This is a genomic window from Arthrobacter sp. NPDC056493 (assembly GCF_042795115.1).
Taxonomy (GTDB): Bacteria; Actinomycetota; Actinomycetes; order Actinomycetales; family Micrococcaceae; genus Arthrobacter.
Genome location: NZ_JBHTSL010000006.1, coordinates 38,931 through 57,660, shown reverse-complemented (window position 1 = coordinate 57,660; position 18,730 = coordinate 38,931). Strand labels below are relative to the sequence as shown.

Annotated in this window: 17 protein-coding genes; 9 read left to right on the top strand and 8 right to left on the bottom strand. The window is 66.2% G+C overall.

The window, feature by feature from the left end; translation table 11 throughout:
• Nucleotides 1-44 precede the first annotated feature (44 nt).
• The 6 genes from ACFQ50_RS04205 (at nucleotide 45) to ACFQ50_RS04180 (ending at nucleotide 6,531) form a co-directional block, all read left to right on the top strand.
• A complete protein-coding gene (locus ACFQ50_RS04205; RefSeq protein WP_377994260.1) occupies nucleotides 45-1,088 on the top strand; it encodes a DegV family protein in 1,044 nt (347 codons plus the stop codon).
• A 122-nt stretch (nucleotides 1,089-1,210) separates the two neighbouring features.
• Nucleotides 1,211-2,887: a DUF222 domain-containing protein gene (locus tag ACFQ50_RS04200; RefSeq protein WP_377994259.1), complete on the top strand. Its 1,677-nt coding sequence runs from the start codon at nucleotides 1,211-1,213 to the stop codon at nucleotides 2,885-2,887.
• Nucleotides 2,888-3,020: 133 nt separating this feature from the next.
• Nucleotides 3,021-3,206 (top strand): hypothetical protein, encoded by a 186-nt coding sequence (locus ACFQ50_RS04195; protein ID WP_307103089.1) that lies wholly within the window; start codon nucleotides 3,021-3,023, stop codon nucleotides 3,204-3,206.
• 368 nt (nucleotides 3,207-3,574) lie between these two features.
• The gene (locus tag ACFQ50_RS04190; RefSeq protein ID WP_377994258.1) at nucleotides 3,575-4,387 is read left to right on the top strand and encodes a helix-hairpin-helix domain-containing protein; all 813 of its coding nucleotides are present in this window, start codon (nucleotides 3,575-3,577) and stop codon (nucleotides 4,385-4,387) included.
• A gap of 154 nt (nucleotides 4,388-4,541) precedes the next feature.
• Complete coding sequence (locus ACFQ50_RS04185; protein ID WP_377994257.1) at nucleotides 4,542-6,356, top strand: ComEC/Rec2 family competence protein; 1,815 nt, start codon at nucleotides 4,542-4,544, stop codon at nucleotides 6,354-6,356.
• Entirely contained in the window at nucleotides 6,346-6,531 is a 186-nt protein-coding gene (locus ACFQ50_RS04180; protein ID WP_377994256.1) for a hypothetical protein, read from the top strand. The genes ACFQ50_RS04185 and ACFQ50_RS04180 overlap by 11 nt, the downstream gene beginning before the upstream one ends.
• 469 nt (nucleotides 6,532-7,000) lie before the next feature.
• Here ACFQ50_RS04180 and ACFQ50_RS04175 read toward each other — a convergent pair whose 3' ends face one another.
• The 6 genes from ACFQ50_RS04175 to ACFQ50_RS04150 all read right to left on the bottom strand — a co-directional run bounded on the left by ACFQ50_RS04175 (nucleotide 7,001) and on the right by ACFQ50_RS04150 (nucleotide 14,138).
• Nucleotides 7,001-7,864, bottom strand: a complete 864-nt coding sequence (locus ACFQ50_RS04175; RefSeq protein WP_377994255.1) for an aldo/keto reductase — start codon at nucleotides 7,862-7,864, stop codon at nucleotides 7,001-7,003.
• Between the two features lie 457 nt (nucleotides 7,865-8,321).
• On the bottom strand, nucleotides 8,322-9,299 hold the full coding sequence (locus ACFQ50_RS04170; RefSeq protein ID WP_377994254.1) for an ROK family protein: 978 nt from the start codon (nucleotides 9,297-9,299) through the stop codon (nucleotides 8,322-8,324).
• A 1-nt stretch (nucleotide 9,300) separates the two neighbouring features.
• On the bottom strand, nucleotides 9,301-10,140 hold the full coding sequence (locus ACFQ50_RS04165) for an alpha/beta fold hydrolase (protein ID WP_377994253.1): 840 nt from the start codon (nucleotides 10,138-10,140) through the stop codon (nucleotides 9,301-9,303).
• Entirely contained in the window at nucleotides 10,140-10,976 is an 837-nt protein-coding gene (locus ACFQ50_RS04160) for a sugar phosphate isomerase/epimerase family protein (protein ID WP_377994252.1), read from the bottom strand. Before ACFQ50_RS04160 ends, ACFQ50_RS04165 begins: the two co-directional genes overlap by 1 nt.
• Nucleotides 10,976-12,043, bottom strand: coding sequence for a Gfo/Idh/MocA family protein (locus tag ACFQ50_RS04155; protein WP_377994251.1), 1,068 nt, complete (start codon nucleotides 12,041-12,043; stop codon nucleotides 10,976-10,978). The genes ACFQ50_RS04160 and ACFQ50_RS04155 overlap by 1 nt, the downstream gene beginning before the upstream one ends.
• A gap of 94 nt (nucleotides 12,044-12,137) precedes the next feature.
• A complete protein-coding gene (locus ACFQ50_RS04150) occupies nucleotides 12,138-14,138 on the bottom strand; it encodes a glucose PTS transporter subunit IIA (RefSeq protein ID WP_377994250.1) in 2,001 nt (666 codons plus the stop codon).
• 193 nt (nucleotides 14,139-14,331) lie between these two features.
• Between ACFQ50_RS04150 and ACFQ50_RS04145 the strand changes: the two genes are divergently transcribed.
• Nucleotides 14,332-15,477, top strand: coding sequence for a glycerate kinase (locus tag ACFQ50_RS04145; RefSeq protein WP_377994249.1), 1,146 nt, complete (start codon nucleotides 14,332-14,334; stop codon nucleotides 15,475-15,477).
• Nucleotides 15,478-15,559: 82 nt separating this feature from the next.
• Nucleotides 15,560-15,838 (top strand): HPr family phosphocarrier protein, encoded by a 279-nt coding sequence (locus ACFQ50_RS04140; protein ID WP_377994248.1) that lies wholly within the window; start codon nucleotides 15,560-15,562, stop codon nucleotides 15,836-15,838.
• 51 nt (nucleotides 15,839-15,889) lie between these two features.
• Here the strand turns inward: ACFQ50_RS04140 and ACFQ50_RS04135 are convergent, their stop codons facing one another.
• Together ACFQ50_RS04135 and ACFQ50_RS04130 are read right to left on the bottom strand one after the other, a co-directional pair.
• Nucleotides 15,890-17,092 (bottom strand): ROK family protein, encoded by a 1,203-nt coding sequence (locus tag ACFQ50_RS04135; RefSeq protein WP_377994247.1) that lies wholly within the window; start codon nucleotides 17,090-17,092, stop codon nucleotides 15,890-15,892.
• A gap of 120 nt (nucleotides 17,093-17,212) precedes the next feature.
• Nucleotides 17,213-18,061, bottom strand: coding sequence for an HAD-IIB family hydrolase (locus ACFQ50_RS04130; RefSeq protein WP_377994246.1), 849 nt, complete (start codon nucleotides 18,059-18,061; stop codon nucleotides 17,213-17,215).
• 413 nt (nucleotides 18,062-18,474) lie between these two features.
• On the opposite strand from ACFQ50_RS04130, the gene ACFQ50_RS04125 reads away from it, so the two are divergent.
• Nucleotides 18,475-18,630: a DUF4177 domain-containing protein gene (locus ACFQ50_RS04125; RefSeq protein WP_377994245.1), complete on the top strand. Its 156-nt coding sequence runs from the start codon at nucleotides 18,475-18,477 to the stop codon at nucleotides 18,628-18,630.
• The last annotated feature ends 100 nt before the right edge of the window (nucleotides 18,631-18,730 follow it).

Below are 18,730 nucleotides of genomic sequence, written 5' to 3'. Positions count from 1 at the left end.
CGCCGGCACGGCCGGCGGCCGGACACAACCGCAGGGGGTGCGCCGTGATTGACCGAGAGCCGGCAGCCTGGCTGTGGTTAAAGGAGCACCTGGTCCGTCTCCGCCAGGCCACCAGGCCTGGCCAGGTCCCGCCTACGGGTGAGCCCGCCGTCGTCGTGCGCACCGCCGTGGTGACCGACTCCGCCGCCGCCCTGCCCGCCGACTGGGTCCGGGCCTTCTCCATCAACGGCCGGCTGGCCGTCATCCCCATGCCAGTCATGGTGGGCGAGGAGATCTACGGCGAAGGCGAGGACGACATCGCCGGGACCATCGCCGTGGCCCTGGCCGCCGCGACGCCGGTCAAGACGTCCCGGCCGTCACCGGGCCAGTTTGAGCAGGCCTACCTTGCCGCCGAACGGCAGGGCTTTGAGTCCGTCGTATCCATCCATATTTCCGGTGGCCTATCCGGCACCGCCGATGCCGCACGCCTCGCTGCCGGCCGGGTGAAAATACCCGTGGAGGTGCTGGACACCCGCACCGTGGGAATGGCGCAGGGGCTGGCCGTCCAGAGTGCAGTGGTGGCAGCGGCGGACGGCCGCGGTGCCGGCGAAGTGCGCCGGCTCGCCGAGGAACGCGCGGCAAGGTCCAAGGTGTATTTCTACGTGCCCAGCCTGGAGCAGCTGCGGCGCGGCGGACGTATCGGCGCCGCGGCCTCGCTCGTCGGGGCCATGCTGGCCATCAAGCCGATTCTCGCGGTCGACGACGGCAAGATCGTTCCGCTGGAGAAGGTCCGGTCTGCGGCGAAAGCCATCGCCCGGCTTGAAGAGATCGTGGTGGCGGAGGCCGCGGGCCGGCCACGGGGGGAGGCCCGGCTGGCCATCCACCACTTCGGCAACCGGCCCGAAGCCGAGATGCTCGCGGCCCGGCTGGCGGCGAAGCTCCCGGCTCTTCCACCGGCACAGATCAGCTCGCTGCCTGCCGTCTTGGCAGCCCACGCCGGGCTTGGCGTTCTCGCCGTGATCGTTGGGGAGAGCAGCTCGTCCGTGGCCGGTAGCCTCGCCGCCCCCTCGAAGGCAGCCGGCGCCAGTGGTACTGAGGCCTCCACCTAACCTGCCCTTTCCGATGTGCTGTCTGGGCGCCAAACGGGATCCAGCGCCATGCAGCGCGTGGTGCATCCGGGCCGCTTCTGTGGAGCGGCGTTTTTGTCATAGCCCCCTGTCATGCTGTGGGTATGGATAACGGCTCGGCTGCTGCGGAGGTGTTGGAGGCTATTGGTGCCTCTGCCTTAGCGCTGGCCGCCGAGCTCCGCGGGCTGGCTGATCCTGCCCCGGACGCGGTTCCGCTGCAGGATCATGTGGACCCTCTTGGGGAGCAGGCGGATACGTTCCTGGGCGGCCTGACGAAAGTGGCCGGGTTGGAAGCCCGGCTTGCGGCGGTGAAGGTGCAGTTTGCCGCAGGTTACGCCACGGCGGATGCGGCGATGGCGCCCCCGGCTCAGAAGCCGCAGGACGTTGCCGTGCGGCAGATGTCCGTGACGGCGGAGGTGGCCGGTGCGCTGACCATCAGCGAAGGAGCGGCAGCGCGGTTGCTGGTTGAATCGAGCATGCTGAGCACGGATCTGCCGCTGACGCTGGCGGCTTTGCGGGCGGGGAGCATTTCCTGGCAGCACGCCCGGGCCATGTGCGACGAAACCGACGGGCTGGATCGGGCGGCTGTGGCGGCGTTGGAGGCGCACTTCCTGGATCCGGATGCTCCCAACCGGGCCCGGGGTTGCCCGGCCGGGGAGCTGACCCCGGCGAGGTTCCGCGCCAAGGCACGGTATTGGCGGGAACGGCATCATCAGGACAGCATCGAAACCCGGCACCGCAACAGTGTGAAGGACCGGCGCCTGGAGTACCTCCCGGCCCGGGACGGCATGGCCTGGCTCTCGGCGTTCCTGCCCGCGGACCAGGCCGCCGGGATCTGGAACCGCTCCACCGCCGCCGCGCGCGCAGCCCAGGGCCCGACCGAGACCCGGACCCTGAGCCAGCTGCGGGCCGATGTCTTTTCCACCGGCATGCTCGGTCCCGTTTCGGGGATTGACGGCACGGGCGCAGCATTCTTCGCCGGCCCGGTGCCCGCAGGTGTTGGGGCCGCAAGTCTTGGGGCGGCGGGGGACGGGCCCGCTGCTGATGTGCCGTCCCCGAGGGCGCAGGTCCTGGTCACAGTGCCGGTTTTTTCGCTGCTCGGCGTGACCGACGAACCAGCCACACTCGACGGCTACGGGCCGATCCCGCCGTCGATGGCCCGCCGGCTCGTCGCCGACGGCGCGACGTCGTTCCTGCGCGTCCTGACCGATCCGCGGGACGGGGCTCCGCTGGAGATCGGACGCACCAGCTACCGGCTCACCAAGCCGATGCGTCAATGGCTGCGGCTCCGCGATGCGCGGTGCACGTTCCCGGGCTGCAACAACCACTCCCTGGACAACGACGCCGACCACATCCTGGCCTGGGCAGCCGGCGGCGGCACCGGCGTCGCCAATCTTGGCCAGCCGTGCCCGAAGCATCACCGCCTGAAACATACGACGGCGTGGAGACCGGTCGGCGCCACGCGCGAGAGCCCGCCCGGCTGGATCTCACCCGCGGGACGGTCCTACCCGGCCGAATACCAGGACTGGGAACCACCCCACTGGCCAGACAGCCTCGGACCGGACAGCCTCGAACCAGACAGCTACGAGCCCGACAGTCACGAGCCCGGCAGGCCCGACGGCTTCGACAGCTACCCAGACGTGGGCGGTTACCAGTGCCCCGAACCTTCGGAAGCTCCAGATGACATTGACGGTGGTGAGAGCTCGACGGCCTTCGACGGCGTTGAACCACCGCTGCCCGTGGATCCGTGGCCCTACTGGTCATCGTCAGCAGCAGCCTAAGAGGACGCCTGCCTTGTCAGGCCCGCGGCCCCAACACCCCGGCAGGCGGGGCATCCAAACTGTTGCCGCATGCCACGGCTAGCAGTGTCTGCTCGCCGGTAGTACAGTCTCCCCACCGAGCAAGGAGGCTCCCATGTCCATGCAAGTCCACCACGTCGCCCAGCTGGACCGGGATGTGGCCGACGAAGTCACAAAATGGCTGAAGTACCTGAAGGGCCAGGTGACCAGCGTCCAGTTCCTCACCACCACCATTCCTGATCCCAAGGAGCCGGAGAAGTGGCGTGTGCAGTACGAGGCGTACATCACCTACCAGCGGTAACGGCGCTGTGCACATGGCGCAATCCACATAGGGCATCACGGGACTGTCGGAAGGACTGACCGTTTCCTAGCGTGGTGAATATGTCACGCCGGACCGCTGGAGCCTCAGCCAGTGCTCAGCCGCGCGCTGGCGAGAGACGCCCAGGCGAGGGGCGCTCCAGGAGTGGACTTGGCTCCGTGCAGGCGAGTTCAACAGATGGGCGGGCGGCCAGAAGGCTCGCCGCCACCCTCGGACCGCCTACCACGTCCTGCCCTACCGGTGATGGAGAGCCCACACTGCAGCCGGACGGTGGCACCACGGGACTGCTGGACGCGGGAACGGCAGGCGGCTTTACCTATGGCCGCCAAGCCGGTTCCGCCGGGTCTGCGGTGCCAGGCGAAGTAGCCGAACCTCGGTTCCGGTGGCGCCTGGGCATCCGTGCAGCGGCATTGGTGAGCGTGCTGTCGCTGATTGCAGGGGCCTTGATCTGGTGGCAGGTGGCTGCCAACGGACCCGAAGTCCTTCCGCTCAGCACCGTGACCCACGGTGGGGCCGAGAATCCGGCCGCCGGTCCCTCTGACCAGGGGAGCAAGCCGGACAGCGGCGGCCCGGACAGCAGTGCGCCGGACAGTGACGGGAACGATTCCCACGGGAAAGATGCCGAGGGGACCGACAGCAACGGGACAAAGAGTGCCGGAGCGGCCGGGATCGTCGTGGTGCATGTCGCCGGGGCGGTGAAGAAGGCCGGAGTGGTCCGGCTCCAGCGGGGAAGCAGGGTACATCAGGCCATCGCCGCCGCCGGGGGAGCCCGCCCAGAGGCCGACCTCGATCGCCTCAACCTCGCCTCCCTCTTGGAAGATGGCCAGAAAATCTCCGTACCACGCCGCGGTGAGCCGTCGCCGGCCGGCACGTCCGGTGCTGCACCAGCTGACAAATCCGCCCCGGCCGGCACATCAGGATCGGCCGCCGAAGCCGATGGAAACGGCGGGTCTGCAGGCGACGGTGCCGGCGGCAAGATCAACCTCAACACCGCCACCGTGGAAGAACTCGGCGAGTTGCCGAGGGTTGGGCCGGTGCTGGCCCAGCGCATCGTCGACTGGCGCACACAGCAGGGCCCCTTCAAGTCCCCTGAGGAACTGGACGCCGTCGACGGAGTCGGCCCCAAAATGCTGGAAACGTTGCTCCCGCTGGTGACCGTCTGACATGGAGGGCAGGAACGGACGACCGCCCAGCCGATGGCACCGCTATGTCCAGGCGGCCGTGGACTTCCCAAGGGCCGACTCGGCGCCCGCTGATTCCGGCTCCGGCGATGCTGCCCCTGCTGAATCCCTACCGTCACAGCCGCCGTCCCGTCCTATGCCAGGGGGTGCCCTCGCCCAGAAGATCCGCGCCGACATCCGCCGTCGGTTGCTGCCGGACGGACAGGACACGGCCGCAGCCGAACCGAACCGGCGCCGGACCGACCTTCGCCTCGCCCCGGCCGCACTGCTCGTGTGGGCGGCGACCGTCTCGGGCCCATGGCTGACACCAGGCATCCTTTTGCTTGTGTGGGGCAGTCTCGCCGCGTGCGCCGGAGTGCTGCTCGCCATGCTTCTGCGGAGGAAGAAGGCCGGAGGACACTGGCGGCGCAGTTTCCTGACCACCCTGACGGCATCACTCATGCTTGCCGCAGCATCAACTGCCCATTCTGCAGTGTCGGCGGCCCAGCGCCACGACGAACACATGGCAGGACTGATCGCCGCGCGTGCATCAGTTGTGGCGGAAGCCGAGATCACCGGAGCTCCGCGAGCCCTCAAGACGCCTGGCCCCTCCGGGCGTGCCGAACGCTGGGCTGTCGGGGCGGTAGCCCGGTCATTGACGTCGGGAGGTCAGGTTACGCATGCCCATCTGCCGGTGGTTATCATCGGCGGCCAGGAGTGGCAGCGCGTCGGCGCCGGCCAGCTGCTCCGGGTCACCGGAAAGCTCCGGCCTCCGGACGCCGGCCGGGTGGAAGCGGCGATGTTGAGTGCGTCATCACCTCCGGTCCGGCTTGCAGCAGCGCAGGACTGGCAGCAGGCACCGGCCGTCCTGGGCAAACGGTTCGCCTCGGCGTCGGCCTGGCTGGCCCCTGACGCGCGGGGACTTCTCCCCGGTATGGTCACGGGCGATACCGGCGGCCTCAACGAAGAGCTCGAGACAGCCATGAAAACCGTGGGCCTTACTCACCTGACGGCGGTGTCGGGCGCCAACTGCAGCCTGATACTCGGCGCACTGCTGTTGGCGGCACGTTCGCTGCGCCTGGCCAGGATTCCGGCGGCGGCCGTCGCCCTCGCAGGCCTCGGCCTGTTTGTTCTCATGGTGGGTCCCGACGCCAGCGTGCTCCGGGCGTCGCTCATGGGAGCGGTCGCTGTGGCGGCCTTGGCAGGCGGCCGGGCCGGCCGCGGACTGAGTTTCCTTTGCCTGGCGGTGATTGCCCTGCTCCTCGTTGCGCCGGAGCTGGGCGTCAGTTTCGGGTTCCTCCTGTCCGTCCTGGCCACGCTGGGAATTATTGTGCTGGGCCGCAGCGTCATGGGCTGGATTCCGGCGAGGGTGCCGCGCTGGGCGGCTGCAGCTGTAGCCGTGCCGCTTTCAGCCCAGGTCCTGTGCGGCCCCGTCATGGTGGTGCTGCAGCCACAGTTCTCCACCTACTCACTGCTGGCCAACGTGCTTGCCGCCCCGCTCGTAGCGCCGGTTACCGTCCTGGGTACGGCTGCCGTGGCCATCCTGCCCATCGCGCCGTGGCTGGCAACCGTCCTGATCGGCGTTGCCGGCTTCTTTGCCGGGGGTGTGGCAGCCATCGCCCGGTTCGCCGCCGGTCTTCCCGGTGCCGCGCCGCCCTGGCCGGAAGGGGTGTTCGGGTTGCTGACCATGCTGCTGTTCTCCGTTGTGACATTGCTCGCCGTGTGGATGGCTGCCCATCCCGCCGGAACCATCCGCCTCGTGTTGACCACCCACCACCTGACAGCCTGTCTGCTTGACCGGGTACTGGACGGGAAGCCCCAACGGCCCGGCCCTCCTGGCTGGACTGTCCGCGGCTTGGTGCAGCCGGTGCCGGTGCGCCGTGGCAGGCTTAGAGTCTGCAATTCAAATCCGGGGAGGTCCCAGGTTCCTCCAGAACCTCGATCCGCTTCAGCCAGGCCAGGTGGCCCCTGATCCCGAGCCTGAGTGCCTTACGTTCTGCGCCTGTGGTGTCGTCGTCCTGAGGCAGGCGGGGCATCCGGAAGCCGGGCTCCCGGATGCGCGCCAGCACGGCACCGACGACGACCTGATCCAGATGCTCTGGTCGCATGCTGACGTGGAAACCTCCAGCCCCGCTGCCAGGCGGTAGCGGGGAGCGGAGGTTTTCCTGGGACCGATGCCGGTCTTGCGCTTGCCGGGGTTCTGCGCGCCGATCCTGACACCTGCACCGCAGATGCCGCAGACGGCGAGTGCGCTGAGCAGGTGTCGCGGCGGACGGCCCCTGCCTCGTCCCTCCGGTACCTGCGCTCCGCTGTGCATGCAGTCAAGTTTCGCCGATGAGGTGAGAACCCTGCGCCATAGGCGGCGCGATCCAGAGCATTCGTTCGTCACGTGCTGTGGGTCATGCGCGCTTTCTTTTTCCGTTTCCCCGGACGGAACTCTATTTCTGGCCGGGGACCACGTCCTCGTGCCAGCCGGACTCGACCAAGCCCTCGCCTCCGGAAGCTTCCCAGTCAAATCCGCGACGGCGATGGCCGACGAATAGGCGACGCACGTTTCGGATTACTGGTTGGGGACCCTGTGGGTGCTATTGGGCGACTCTGGTGGCTTGGTTGCCGTCAGTCAGTGAGGTTGTTGATGGCTGTGTATTCCTCCGGGGCGAGGACTATTTTTGCGGCGGCCATGTTTTGTTCGAGGTGTTTTGTTGAGGTGGTGCCCGGGATGGGCAGGACTTTCGGTGACCGGTGCAGTAGCCAGGCGAGGGCGAGCTGGCTCGAGGCACGGCTGTATCTTTTGGCCAGTGTATCCAGTGGGCCGCCTGGTGATGTGAGCTTTCCTGTGGCTAGCGGATACCAGGGGATGAATGTGATGTTGTTCTGTTCGGCGTAGTTGAGGACGTCTTCGGAGCGGCGATCAAGCAGGTTGAACTGGTTCTGTACGGTGGCGATGGGAGCCACGTGTCTGGCGGCCTCGATTTGTTCAACGGTGACTTTGCACAGGCCGATGTGGCGGATCTTTCCCTCACGTTGAAGCTCTGAGAGAACCCCGACTTGGTCTTCGAGCGGCACTTTGGGATCGATTCGGTGAAGCTGTAGAAGATCAAGGCTATCCAGTCCCAGGAAGCGGAGACTGAGTTCAACTTGCTGGCGAAGATATTCGGGCCTTCCCAGTGCTGTCCACTGGCTGGGTCCTTGTCTGGATTGTCCGACCTTTGTCGCAATGATGAGGTCATTCGCGTAGGGCGAGAGTGTCTTATGTATGAGCTGGTCCGTGGCAAAGGGACCGTACGAGTCCGCAGTGTCGATAAACCTGACGCCCAATTCGACTGCCCGGAGGAGTACTTGGGCTGCGGCCTCGGGGTCGGCAGGCGGTCCCCACTCGCCGGGTCCCGTGAGTTGCAGCGTTCCGAATCCGATACGGGGCGTGACGAGGTCGCCGCCGATCGACACAATCTGTGGGGCAGCTACGGTCTGTTGCGGCATGGGGTGTCCAATCTAATCGGTGGCTCCTGCCCGTGTGAGTTGAGGTCTTGGGGGGCGGCGACCGCCGGCCTGTCGGGGCCCACGGTTCTGGCAGAGCATGACGGCATCGTTGAGGGAATGATGGGGTGCGGCTACTGAAGGTATCGGAAAGCGCTCCACGTTGAAGAGACAACTTTGCAGCCGGCAACATGACGTGCCCCGAAGCTCGGAAGGGCGCCCCGTCCGGCCTTGCGGAAGAAAGCCTTGCCGCCGCATGCGATGCATACGAGGTGTGACCGCCGTTGATTGATGCCCTGTTGTCCCAGGGCTTTGAATTCGTCGACCTTCCACTCTCTCTTGTCGGCCAGGCACAGGACCAGTCTCATGGCGGCTCCTCCTCCTTCAATGCGCTGGCGGGGCCAGCGTCCGCGTGTTTCTTTTGCAGGGCTGGAAGGGTGTCACGCTGTGGCAGTTCCCTTCAGGTCGCGGGCTCGCCGGCGTCAGCTGTGGTCCCGATCGCTGCCTTCCTTGCCGTGATTGCGGCGCCGTGCAGCCCCGCGTCGTCGCTGAGTTCGGCGTGCACGATGCGCGGGATGGGGTAGCCGTCGCGGGCGAGCGAGCCGTTCAAGGCCCTGGTGAGTGGGCACCAGAGCGGTTCGCCTGCCTGGGACACACCGCCGCCGATGGCTATCACTTCGGGGTCGAGCATCCTGACCAGGTTGGCGACGGCTTCGCCCACCATGGTTCCGGCGTCGTGCATCAGTTGGAGGCAGATCGGGTCCCCGGCAGCAGCGAGTTCCGCCACGAGTCTGGCGGTGACTGGGTGGTTCGCTGCCGCTGCTGTAAGGCGGGGTGAGCTTGTGGTGCGCAGCAGTTCCGTGGCGTGTGCGGCGATGGCGGTTCCGGAGGCGTAGTGTTCCAGGCTGCGGGACACCCCGTGGCCTGGTGCCCGGACTTGGATCCTGCCGAATTCGGTGGCGGCGCCGCGGTGCCCGGTGATGAGTTGTCCTCCGGCGATGATCCCGCACCCGATTCCGGTGCTGATGGTGACGTAGCAGAAGTCCCGGGTGCCGCGTCCGGATCCCAGCTGCCATTCGCCGATGGTGGCGGCATTGGCGTCGTTAACGATCCCGATAGGAAGGGCAATTCGTTCCTGGAGCTGTTGGCGCAGTGGAAATGCATCGAAGACGCCGATGTTCGGGGCGTCCCTGATTGCTCCGGTTGCCGGGTTGACGGGGCCCAGCGCACTGATGCCGATCGCCCGCAACTGTCCGTCCGCGAGCTTTTGGGCGCGTTCGATCTGGTGGACCATTTCGTTGACCACCGCGGCGGCACCCCTGGGCGTTGGCACACTCCACCGTTCCAGCAGCACGGATCCGCTGAAGACGGCGGTGCGCAGTTGTGTACCGCCCAAGTCCAGCGCAACGACGTCCGGCACGCCCCCCAAGGCTGTCATCTCAGACGTTCTCCCAATCGGTGCTCTCGACGAAACCTGAAATGGCCGCGTTGACCTCAGCCATGAACGACTCGGAGCTGCGGTCCTTGCTGGTCACCTCAACGAGCCGGGCCGCCGGGATCACATCGGCGTAGGCCTTGGCGATGTCCCACGGATGGAAGGGGTCGTCCAGATGCCCCACGACCAGCGTGGGCGCCGCGATGCCGGCCCAGTCATCCCGGCTGCTTGACGGCGCCCCGACGGGAAAGCGCCGGAGGACCGCCGCGTTGATGGCCGCGCGGGGACGGGTGACCTGGTGGCGGAGGGACTGGGCGGCGGATTCGGATTCGGCTTCCACGCCTTGGTAGAGCTGGCTGGCAAGGAGCCGGCTGAGTGCCTCGTCCGGCTCGTGCTGTTCCAGCAGGTCGGCGATCAGCTGGTAGGCGGTGACGTTGCGCTCTGCCTGGCGGTGTTCCAGCCAGGCCGGGCGGCACAGTACCAGCCCTGCGACCCGCCCGGGGTACCGGAGGGCGACGTTCAGTGCGGTGCCGGCGCCAAGGGAGATACCGCCGACGATGAACTTGCTGAATCCGAGTTCGTCTGCCAGGGCGACCACGTCGTCGGCGAAGGCGTCGAAGGAGCATCGCCCGTCACCGACGATGTCGCTGCTGGACCCGTGGCCGCGCGCGTCCATAGAGACCAGCGTCGTGCGTTCGAGCTGCCTGATGTAGCCGAGGGGCTGGCTCCGGTCCCCGCCCATGCCGTGCTGGAAGATGAACGGGAGGCGGCCGGGGGAGGGGGTGGCCGCCTGGACCGTCTGGTGTTCGAGTCTGGCGCCGTCGTCCCGGATGAGTCTGGGCATCAGACGGTGACCTCCAGTTGCTGGCGGAGCAAGCCGACGCCGGAACTGACTGCGGACTCGGGGAGGCCGTGCATGACCAGTGCCCCGTTGTACCCGGTGGCGGCAAGACCGGTGAGGATGGCCTTCCACGGCAGGGCGCCCTGGCCAGGTGCGACGGCGTCGCGGCCGGGGACGAGTTCCTTGGCGTGGGCCAGTACGATATCGGGGCCCAGGACCTTGAGTGCGCTTACGATGACCGGAACGGTGGTGGCCACGGACAGGTCGGCTGTGTCCAGGATGTTCGCGGCATCGAAAACAATTTTCAGCGCCGGAGAACCGATCTCGTCCAGCATTTTGCGGGCAAGGTCAGCGTTGGACACCACGTTGGTGTGTTCCGGTTCGAAGGCGACAACGATGCCCGCAGCCTCGGCGAGCCGGGCAAGCTGCGTGAGAGAATCGCGTGAGTCTGCCCAGGCTTCCGGGGTCGCATTGTCCGGGTGGTGCCGCCACATGTCCTCGGCGTCGCGGCTGCCACTGCACAGGGTGATCACCGGGATGCCGAGTTCGACGGCGACGCGGACGAGTTCCGGGAACCGGCTGATGCCCGTGCTGCGGACGGCCGGGTCCGGGTGTGCGGTGTTGAAGGTGCCCGAGATCGCGGCAAGCCGGACGTTGTGGTCAGCTGCGGCGGACCGGATCCGTTCGATCGTGTCCGCGCCCACTTGTTCCGGCACGGTTGGAACGCCCGCGATGGAGAGGTTGTACTGGACCGCGGTGATGCCGGCTGCCGCGACCGCAGCCATGTTCTCCTCGATGCCGGCGGCTTCGAAGGTCTTGGCGAAGATTCCGATTTCCATCAGACGGCTCCCGCGACATCGGCAAGGCGGACCCAGTCGCCGGATTCGACGGAGCGGGCCAGGGCGACCATGCCGCGTACGCTGGCGAGGCCGTCGACGGCCGTGGCGCCGCGGGGGGTTGATCCCGTGCGGGCGGCGTGGGCAAGGTCTTCGAGCTGAAGGCGGAACACGTTCGCGTCGGCGCCGATGGGCTGGTGGAACATGTCGTCCTTGGCTGAGAAGGCCTGGACCTCGGCCGCCTTGAAGTACCAGGGGTTGTGGATCTTACCGATGACGCTGCCTTCGCTGCCGTAGACCTGGAAGCCTTCCCACCAGTCCATGCGCACGGCCAGGGTGAGGTCGAGCTGCCCGAGGCAGCCGTTTTCGAATTCGACGTCGAGGAACCAGCAGTAGGTGCCCGCCTTCGTGGACAGGCGCGCGCGGATCGCGGCGATGGGGCCGCCGAGGTAGCGGGCGGTGTCCAGCAGGTGGCTGCCGTGCCCGAGGACGTAGTAGCGCTGGCGGTTTGCCTTGGGGTCGCCGGCGGGGCGGCGGGCCGAGGCGCTGTGCTCGATGAGGGGACGGATGGTGTCGGTGACGGCGTAACGGTAGGTGGAGTCGCAGTACCAGTGCTTGAGGCCGATCAGCTCGCCGATTTCGTCGCGGATGAAGTCGTGGGCGTAGGCGATGCCCGGGTCGTAGCGCTTCTCGTGCCCAACCAGGAGAACCTTGCCGCTTTGCTTCTGTGCGGCCACCAGCTCTTCGGCTTCCTCGACGGCGACGCCCATGGGCTTTTCGACGAGGACGTGTTTGCCGGCTTCCAGTGCCCGGATGGCCAGCGGCACGTGGAACTGGTCGGCCACGGCAACGACGACGGCGTCGACGTTTTCGTCGTTGAGCATCTTGTCGTAGTCGTCGAAGGAGGTGGTGGGCTGGTGGATCAGGGTCATGCGGTCGCGCAGGTCATCGGCGGCGTCGCAGATTGCGTAGAGCTCAACGTCTTTGGACTTGCGGGCGGCGGGGAAGTGCGCGGCCTGGGCGATGTCGCCGGCGCCGAGGACGCCGATCCGGAAGGGATTCTCAATCATGGATTTTCCTGTCTTCGGGAGGGGTTGATGGATGATGTCCCGGAGGAAACCGGCGCCGTCGCGTCGGGCGCTTCGGCGCCGGTTCCTTGGGTGGTCAGACGGCGACCGGGGCCGCGAGGCTGTAGCGGCCGGCGGGGGTGGTTCCCGCTTCGGCCGGGCCTGAGATGACAGAAAGTCCCTCGGCCGCCTTCTTGGTCGTGATCACCACCGGAGTCACCGTGGAGTATCCGGCTGCTGTGATCACGTTAAGGTCCACGTCGCAGAGCAGGTCGCCTGCGGCTACCTGGTCGCCCTTGGACACGTGGGCGGTGAAGCCCGCGCCCTTGAGGTTGACGGTGTCCATGCCGATGTGGATCAGGACGTCCACCCCGGCCTCGGTGCGGATGCCGTAGGCGTGGCCGGTGGGGAAGACTGTCACGACTTTGCCGGACACTGGGGATACGAACCGGCCGTCGGTGGGATCGATCGCGAAGCCGTCGCCCAGTGTTCCGGCGGCGAAGACCGGATCGGGGACCTCGGAGAGCGGGATGACGGTTCCATTGGCCGGGGCAAGGAGTTCCTGCTGTTCAGCGGCGGGGGAGTCCGCAGCCGCAGCGGGGTTCTCCGGTGTCTGGAGGTGGTTGCCCTTGGATTTGCGGCCGAAGATCCCCGAGTTCGGGCCTTCGTACCCGAGCGTCGTGATCGTCAACATGGAGACGAGGAACGCGACGCCGATGCCGATGGCGTACAGGGGGATGTTGTTGAAGGCCGGGATGGTCAGCAGGGAGGTGAAGAGGAAGGCGTTGGTGGTGACGCCGCCGCCCAGGCCCATGATGAACGCGCCGGCGATGCTGCCGGCGAGGATCGCGGGGATGGTGCGCTTGGCGAAGCGCAGGTGGACGCCGTAGAGGGAGGGTTCGGAGATTCCGCCGAGCAGGCCCGCCGTGAGGGCGCCGCCGGCCACCTGTTCCATCTGGGCGTTCTTCCGGCGGACCGAAATCAGGAGCACACCGGCGGTAACGCCGAAGCAGCCGAAGTTCCATGCGCCCATGGGGCCCTGGATGAAGTCGTACCCGAGGGTGGAGATGTTCAGGAACATGATCGGCACCACTGACCAGGCCGTACCGGTGATCACCAGGAAGGGGTAGAGGGCGCCGACCAGCACGGCGAAGATCAGCGGAGAGAAGCCGTTGACGGTGACGAAGAGGTTGCCGATGCCGCTGCCGGCGTAGACGCCCAGGGGCGCAAGGATGAAGGCGGTGACGGGGATCATGACGAGCATCGAAAGGAACGGAACGAAGATGACCTGGAGGTTGCTCGGGATCACCTTGCGCAGGAGCGTGTAGAGCGGTCCGAGCAGCAGCGCCATGAGCAGCGGCGGGAAGACCTGGGAGCTGTAGTTGAAGATCGTCAGCGGCAGGCCGAAGACGTTCACCACGGCGGGAAGCTTGGCGCCGGCCCCTGCCAGTTGGGTGAAGGCTGGCAGCATCATGACGGCCATGATCGAGAAGCCGACCCACGGGTCGGCCCCGACCTTCTTCGTGGCGTTGTAGGCCACCATGAGGGGCAGGAACACGAAGACGGCCTGCCACGCGAGGTTGACGAAGCTCAGCGACGCATCCAGCGTGACACCGGGGGCGTTCCACGCCGGAATGACTTTAAGGGTGGCCAGGAGCGCCATGACCGTGATGAAGATCGACGCTCCAAGCATCGCTCCCAGGACAGGGCGGAAGGAGTCAGCGAGGAATTCGAAGAACCAGTTGAGCCAGGCGAATTTACCCCGGGGTCCGCGGTCCTGCAGTTCGGCCTTGAGCTCGCGCATCGCGTCCGGGTCGGTATCCGCGCCGCCCTTGCCGAGCTGCGGGAAGGCCCTCGTCATCTCGACGTACAGGTGGTTGACGGCGCCGCCGACAATCACCTGGTAGCGCTGTGCATCCTGCCGGACAACACCCATGACTTCGGGGATTGCATCGACGGCGTCGTCGCTGACGACGGACGAATCGCGGAGCTCGAAACGCAGCCGGGTTGCGCAGTGAGTCAGATTGGTGATGTTGTCAACACCGCCCATCTGGTCGATGATGCGCGATCCAACGGATCCGCTTGCGGGTATGGCCATCATGTTCTCCCTTGAAAAGTGATGTTCGTTCGGTGAATGAATTAATTAGCTCAGGACTAGCCCATGTTCCAGGGGTTCTGAATGGGTTTGTTCGTGTGATGAATTAATCAAAGCGTAGAAGCGACATCGGTGCCTGTCAATACTTTCCGGGTAGATTGTTCATGTCGCGAATTAAAGCTACGGTGTTCGTTCTATGACACAAAACCAAGAGCCCGCGGCACCGGTCCGGATCCTGATTGCCCCCGACTCGTTCAAGGGGACCCTCACCGCACGGCAAGCGGCCACCGCCATTGCCGGAGGCTGGCGATCCGTCAGGCCCGGCGATGATTTGGAACTCCTTCCGCTCGCTGACGGAGGGGAGGGCACACTGGACGCCATCGAGGCCGTAATGCCCGGCAGTGTCCGATGCAGCGTGGAAGGCGTCACAGGTGCGGACGGGACGCCCCGCCGCGGCGAATGGCTTCGGCTCCCGGAAGGGGTGGCCGTCGTCGAACTGGCTCAGATCGCCGGGTTGCCGTCCGTAGTCGAACCGTCTCCGCTGACGGCAACCACGCGCGGTGTAGGCGAACTGATCCGGGCGGCCGTGAACGCCGGGGCCCATGAGGTCTGGCTGGGACTTGGCGGCAGCGCATCCACCGACGGCGGGCTGGGCGCCCTGCGTGCGCTGGGCGCGGTGGCGTTGAACGCCACCGGCAAGGAAATTTCCGACGGCGGAGTTGGCCTGACACGCGTTGCATCCATTGATTTTTCCGGATTGCTGCCGGTCCCGGGCGGAATCAAGCTGCTCTCTGATGTCACGGCGCCACTGACGGGACCGCAGGGGGCCGCTTCTGTGTTTGGTCCACAAAAGGGCGCAACTGGCGCGCAGGTTCACTTGCTTGACCAGGCGCTGGAACGCTTTTCCGTGCTGGCCGGAGTCGATCCCGCTACGCCCGGGTCCGGTGCCGCAGGCGGCGCGGGATACGGATTCATGGCCGCCTACGGGGCGAACATCTCCTCGGGAGCCGACCGGATTGCAGAACTCGTGCAACTGGATGAGCGCATCCGGAAAGCTGACCTTGTCATCACTGGTGAAGGCTCATTTGACGGCCAAAGCCGGATCGGAAAGCTTGTGGGGAATGTCCTGCAGCGGGCCGCTGATGCCGGCACTTCGTCCGCCGTGATCGCTGGCCGCGTCCGGGCCGACGCCGGTACCTGGGCGCTCGGTCTCGACCAGCTTGCCGGTGACCCGCAGTCCGCCATGGAACAGCCGGCCCGCTGGGCGGCCGCCGCCGGACGGCTTGCAGCGCAAACGCTGCTGTCGGACGGCAGCCCGGGGGCCGCCGTCGTCCTTGCCTGACACGCCGCCCTCGCACAACGCTCCACCTGTCCGGCTCCGGACTCCAGAAGACAAGACCATAACCTCATCAAAGGAGAACACCATGACCGAACGAACGGCCGTCGTTGCCAGCCGATCCGGTCTGCACGCCCGCCCTGCGGCGATTTTCGCCGACGCCGCTGCCCAACTCGACATCGACGTGACCATCGCCCTGCGCGGCACCCGGGCGGACGAAGCACTGGATGCATCGAGCATCCTGTCCCTCATGACCCTCGGAGCGGCCTATGGTGACACCGTGGTGCTGCGCGCCGATGATGCATGCGCCGGGGATGCACTCGAGAAGCTGGCCGTCCTCCTCGAAACGGACCTGGACGCGTCATAGCACCCGGGCGAGCGACGCAACTGCGGCCGGTGGGGACCATGGAACAGGGCGTCAGGCGCTAGAGCCGTCTGAGGTCCCGGTGCGCCCGTACGCAGGTTCCTGCTCCGGACGCAGGGCGGGAAGCGAGAAAAACTCGCTCATGGGAAGCGCTGCCGCCCCCATGGCGATGGCATCGGCGCCGAAGGCGGAAACGGCAAACTGCGTCCGGTCCGGGTCTGCTTCGGTGCCATGAACCACAGCCGACATCGCCTCGTTATTGCTGAGGATGGCAGACGCCCGTCCGCCAAACACCACCAGTTGGGGGGACAGCATCCACACCAGAGTGGACGTGAACCACGAGAGGTGCTGTTGCCATTCGGCCGCAGCGCTGGCGGCTGCCTTGCCGTCAGCTGCCAGGTCCTGCAGAAAACCGGCGAAGTCCGTGGCCGTCCCGCCCAGGGCGGTGTAGCTCTTCCGCAGTCCCGAGAGGCCGATAACGTCTTCCACGCTGGGCCACTTGGCTGCCGGTGAACCGTCACCCCGGGGGATACGGATGTGGCCAACTTCGCCGACCTGGCCGAGGCTGCCACGGTAGATCCGGCGATCGAGGACCAAGCCGGAACCCACCCCGGTGTCCAGGAGGATATAGAGGAGGTCGCTGCTGTCACGTCCGATTCCAAACTGCGCCTCGCTGATCGCCGCAGCGTTGGCATCGTTGTCGATCGAAACCGGCACACCGGTTCCGCGGGCTATCAGGTCGCCGAAGGTGACATGGCGCCAGCCGAGGATCGGGGCCCGCTGGATCTTGCCTTCCACCACAGTGCCGGGCACGGTGATGCCGATGCCCTGCAAACGGGCACGCACACCAGCATGCTTTGTCAGAACAGTCTCAAGCAGTGCCAGCAGGTTCTTTTCCGCGGCAGCCGGATCCGTGCGGTCGGTGGCCGCTGACGCCCGCCCTACTTCTGAACCGCTGAGGTCCACGACGATGGCGGTGGAGGTCTCGTTGCCGAGGTCCAAACCGGCGAAGTATGCGCCCTCAGGGCACAACTCCAGTGTGACGCGGGGGCGGCCGGCGCCTTTCGGTGCGGGTCCGTCGGCGTGCATCTCGCGGACAAGGCCGTCGTCGATGAGTGCGCCTGTGATGACTGTGATTGTTGATCGCTGCAGTCCGAGAAGTTCCGAGAGCCCGATGCGTGAACGGGGGCCGTGCCTCCTGAGGGCGTCAAGTACCCGGGCCTGGTTTATGTGGCGGAGCGTTGAGCTGGAAGCCATGGTCACTTCCTTTCGGCGTCTCCACAATGCTAGATGCGCTTGCGTTCGTGAGTCGAATTTATTCGAGGCGAGTCGCTCATTCTTCCATCACAGGACTCGCAGAAGCCGCTGAAGGCCGGATCAGATGAGGCCGAGTTCGGCGAAGGCAGCAACGAGGCCTTCGTCCCGCGGACGCGCAGCGGTGCGGTCCGCGATGGCCATAAGCTCGGGCGCGGATCCTTCGATGGCGACACCGACGCCTGCATAGGCGATCATTTCCAGGTCGTTGGCTCCGTCGCCCATCGCGATCGTGTCTTGGCGGTCAATGCCCAGATGGGCGATGGCTGCCGCGACACCATCGGCCTTGCTGATGCCGCGATGGTATAGTTCCCCCGCGTGCCGGCCCTCGTCGGCCACCGAATTCGCGACCACGGCAATGGCGCCGCCGATCTCCCTGACCAGGTGCTCCATTGAAACTGGGGAGTCAAAAACGGAGACCTTGGCGAAAGCTACTTCGGCACGGTCCAGCGTGGGGCGCACCGCGTCGAAAATGTCGGAAGCACCCACTGGGCCTTCCGGTGCCTGGCTGAAATGGGCGTCAAGGATGGCCCGCAAACGTTCCAGGGCCGCCGGGGGAGCGTGCAGATCCTCCTGCGCCTCCAGGATGTATACGGCGTCGTGCGCGTCGAGCGCCCTGACTGTTCTGGCCGCAAGGTCCGGCGGGAAGCGCCGGTCCACGAGCACTCTGCCGGCTACCTCGACGTAGGCGCCGGCACTGGCCACGAGGCCATCAAAACCCGCAGCGAGGATGCTTTCGGGCAACATGGCCACGGGACGCCCGGTGCACAGCAGAACACGGTGTCCGGCCTCGCGTGCTGCCCGTACGGCGCGCACATGACCGTCGGGGACGACGCCGTAATCCGCGTAGGTGCCGTCCACGTCAAGGAAGACAGCCCGGATGGTTCCATTGGTGCTCGGCGTTGCGCTCATGCTCCGGGATCATATCCATTCACGCCATCCCAACCCAATTGGGTTCACGGGCAGGTGCTGCTCGGGCAGACGTCGTGTTCGTGACCCTTGCGATGCAGAATTAGGAAATTGCCGCCAGGCTGCCTATGCGCGCCCGGCCATTAGCGCATAGGAATGACCCACCCCTGTTTTAAATGATGTCTGGGGAACTCTCAGGGGTGGGTCTCGTGGCCCTGCCGGGCCTCTTGCCTAAGCAAAACGGCTGGTCGGAGGGATTTTCGCTACCCACCTCTATCTTGAAGATGGTACGGATTTGAAGTCTTCAGGCCGTGCCTATGCAAGGAGCACAGCCCCATCGCGGCGCCCGAGGAGCGGTCCCGACCCATCGCGTAGCATTGCTGCCAGTTGACCAGTAAGGGGGAGGAAACAGCGTTATGCAGTACGTCGTCCTACACGTAATCCTCAAAGAGAAACTGTGGGGAACAGGTTCAGGCGACCTGACCCCCCTGGAAAAGGCGATTAACGATCAAGCCGCGAAGGGCTACCGACTCCACACCATAACCACCGCGAGCAGCGGGAGCAAGGAATGATTGGCGGCGGTGACCGCATCCAGGCAACCATGGTGTTCGAGCGCCTCGGATAATTGCAAATGCGAAACGATCTCGTGATGGCTGGATAGCCGGCTCCCGC

Excerpts from the sequence above, each read along its gene's own strand:
- ACFQ50_RS04130 (WP_377994246.1), bottom strand. The coding sequence starts at position 18,061 with ATGAGCGCAACGCCGAGCACCAATGGAACCATCCGGGCTGTCTTCCTT.
- ACFQ50_RS04195 (WP_307103089.1), top strand. The coding sequence starts at position 3,021 with ATGTCCATGCAAGTCCACCACGTCGCCCAGCTGGACCGGGATGTGGCC.
- ACFQ50_RS04160 (WP_377994252.1), bottom strand. The coding sequence starts at position 10,976 with ATGGAAATCGGAATCTTCGCCAAGACCTTCGAAGCCGCCGGCATCGAG.
- ACFQ50_RS04155 (WP_377994251.1), bottom strand. The coding sequence starts at position 12,043 with ATGATTGAGAATCCCTTCCGGATCGGCGTCCTCGGCGCCGGCGACATC.
- ACFQ50_RS04140 (WP_377994248.1), top strand. The coding sequence starts at position 15,560 with ATGACCGAACGAACGGCCGTCGTTGCCAGCCGATCCGGTCTGCACGCC.
- ACFQ50_RS04200 (WP_377994259.1), top strand. The coding sequence starts at position 1,211 with ATGGATAACGGCTCGGCTGCTGCGGAGGTGTTGGAGGCTATTGGTGCC.
- ACFQ50_RS04150 (WP_377994250.1), bottom strand. The coding sequence starts at position 14,138 with ATGGCCATACCCGCAAGCGGATCCGTTGGATCGCGCATCATCGACCAG.
- ACFQ50_RS04145 (WP_377994249.1), top strand. The coding sequence starts at position 14,332 with ATGACACAAAACCAAGAGCCCGCGGCACCGGTCCGGATCCTGATTGCC.
- ACFQ50_RS04165 (WP_377994253.1), bottom strand. The coding sequence starts at position 10,140 with ATGCCCAGACTCATCCGGGACGACGGCGCCAGACTCGAACACCAGACG.
- ACFQ50_RS04175 (WP_377994255.1), bottom strand. The coding sequence starts at position 7,864 with ATGCCGCAACAGACCGTAGCTGCCCCACAGATTGTGTCGATCGGCGGC.
- ACFQ50_RS04185 (WP_377994257.1), top strand. The coding sequence starts at position 4,542 with ATGCCAGGGGGTGCCCTCGCCCAGAAGATCCGCGCCGACATCCGCCGT.
- ACFQ50_RS04125 (WP_377994245.1), top strand. The coding sequence starts at position 18,475 with ATGCAGTACGTCGTCCTACACGTAATCCTCAAAGAGAAACTGTGGGGA.
- ACFQ50_RS04135 (WP_377994247.1), bottom strand. The coding sequence starts at position 17,092 with ATGGCTTCCAGCTCAACGCTCCGCCACATAAACCAGGCCCGGGTACTT.
- ACFQ50_RS04170 (WP_377994254.1), bottom strand. The coding sequence starts at position 9,299 with ATGACAGCCTTGGGGGGCGTGCCGGACGTCGTTGCGCTGGACTTGGGC.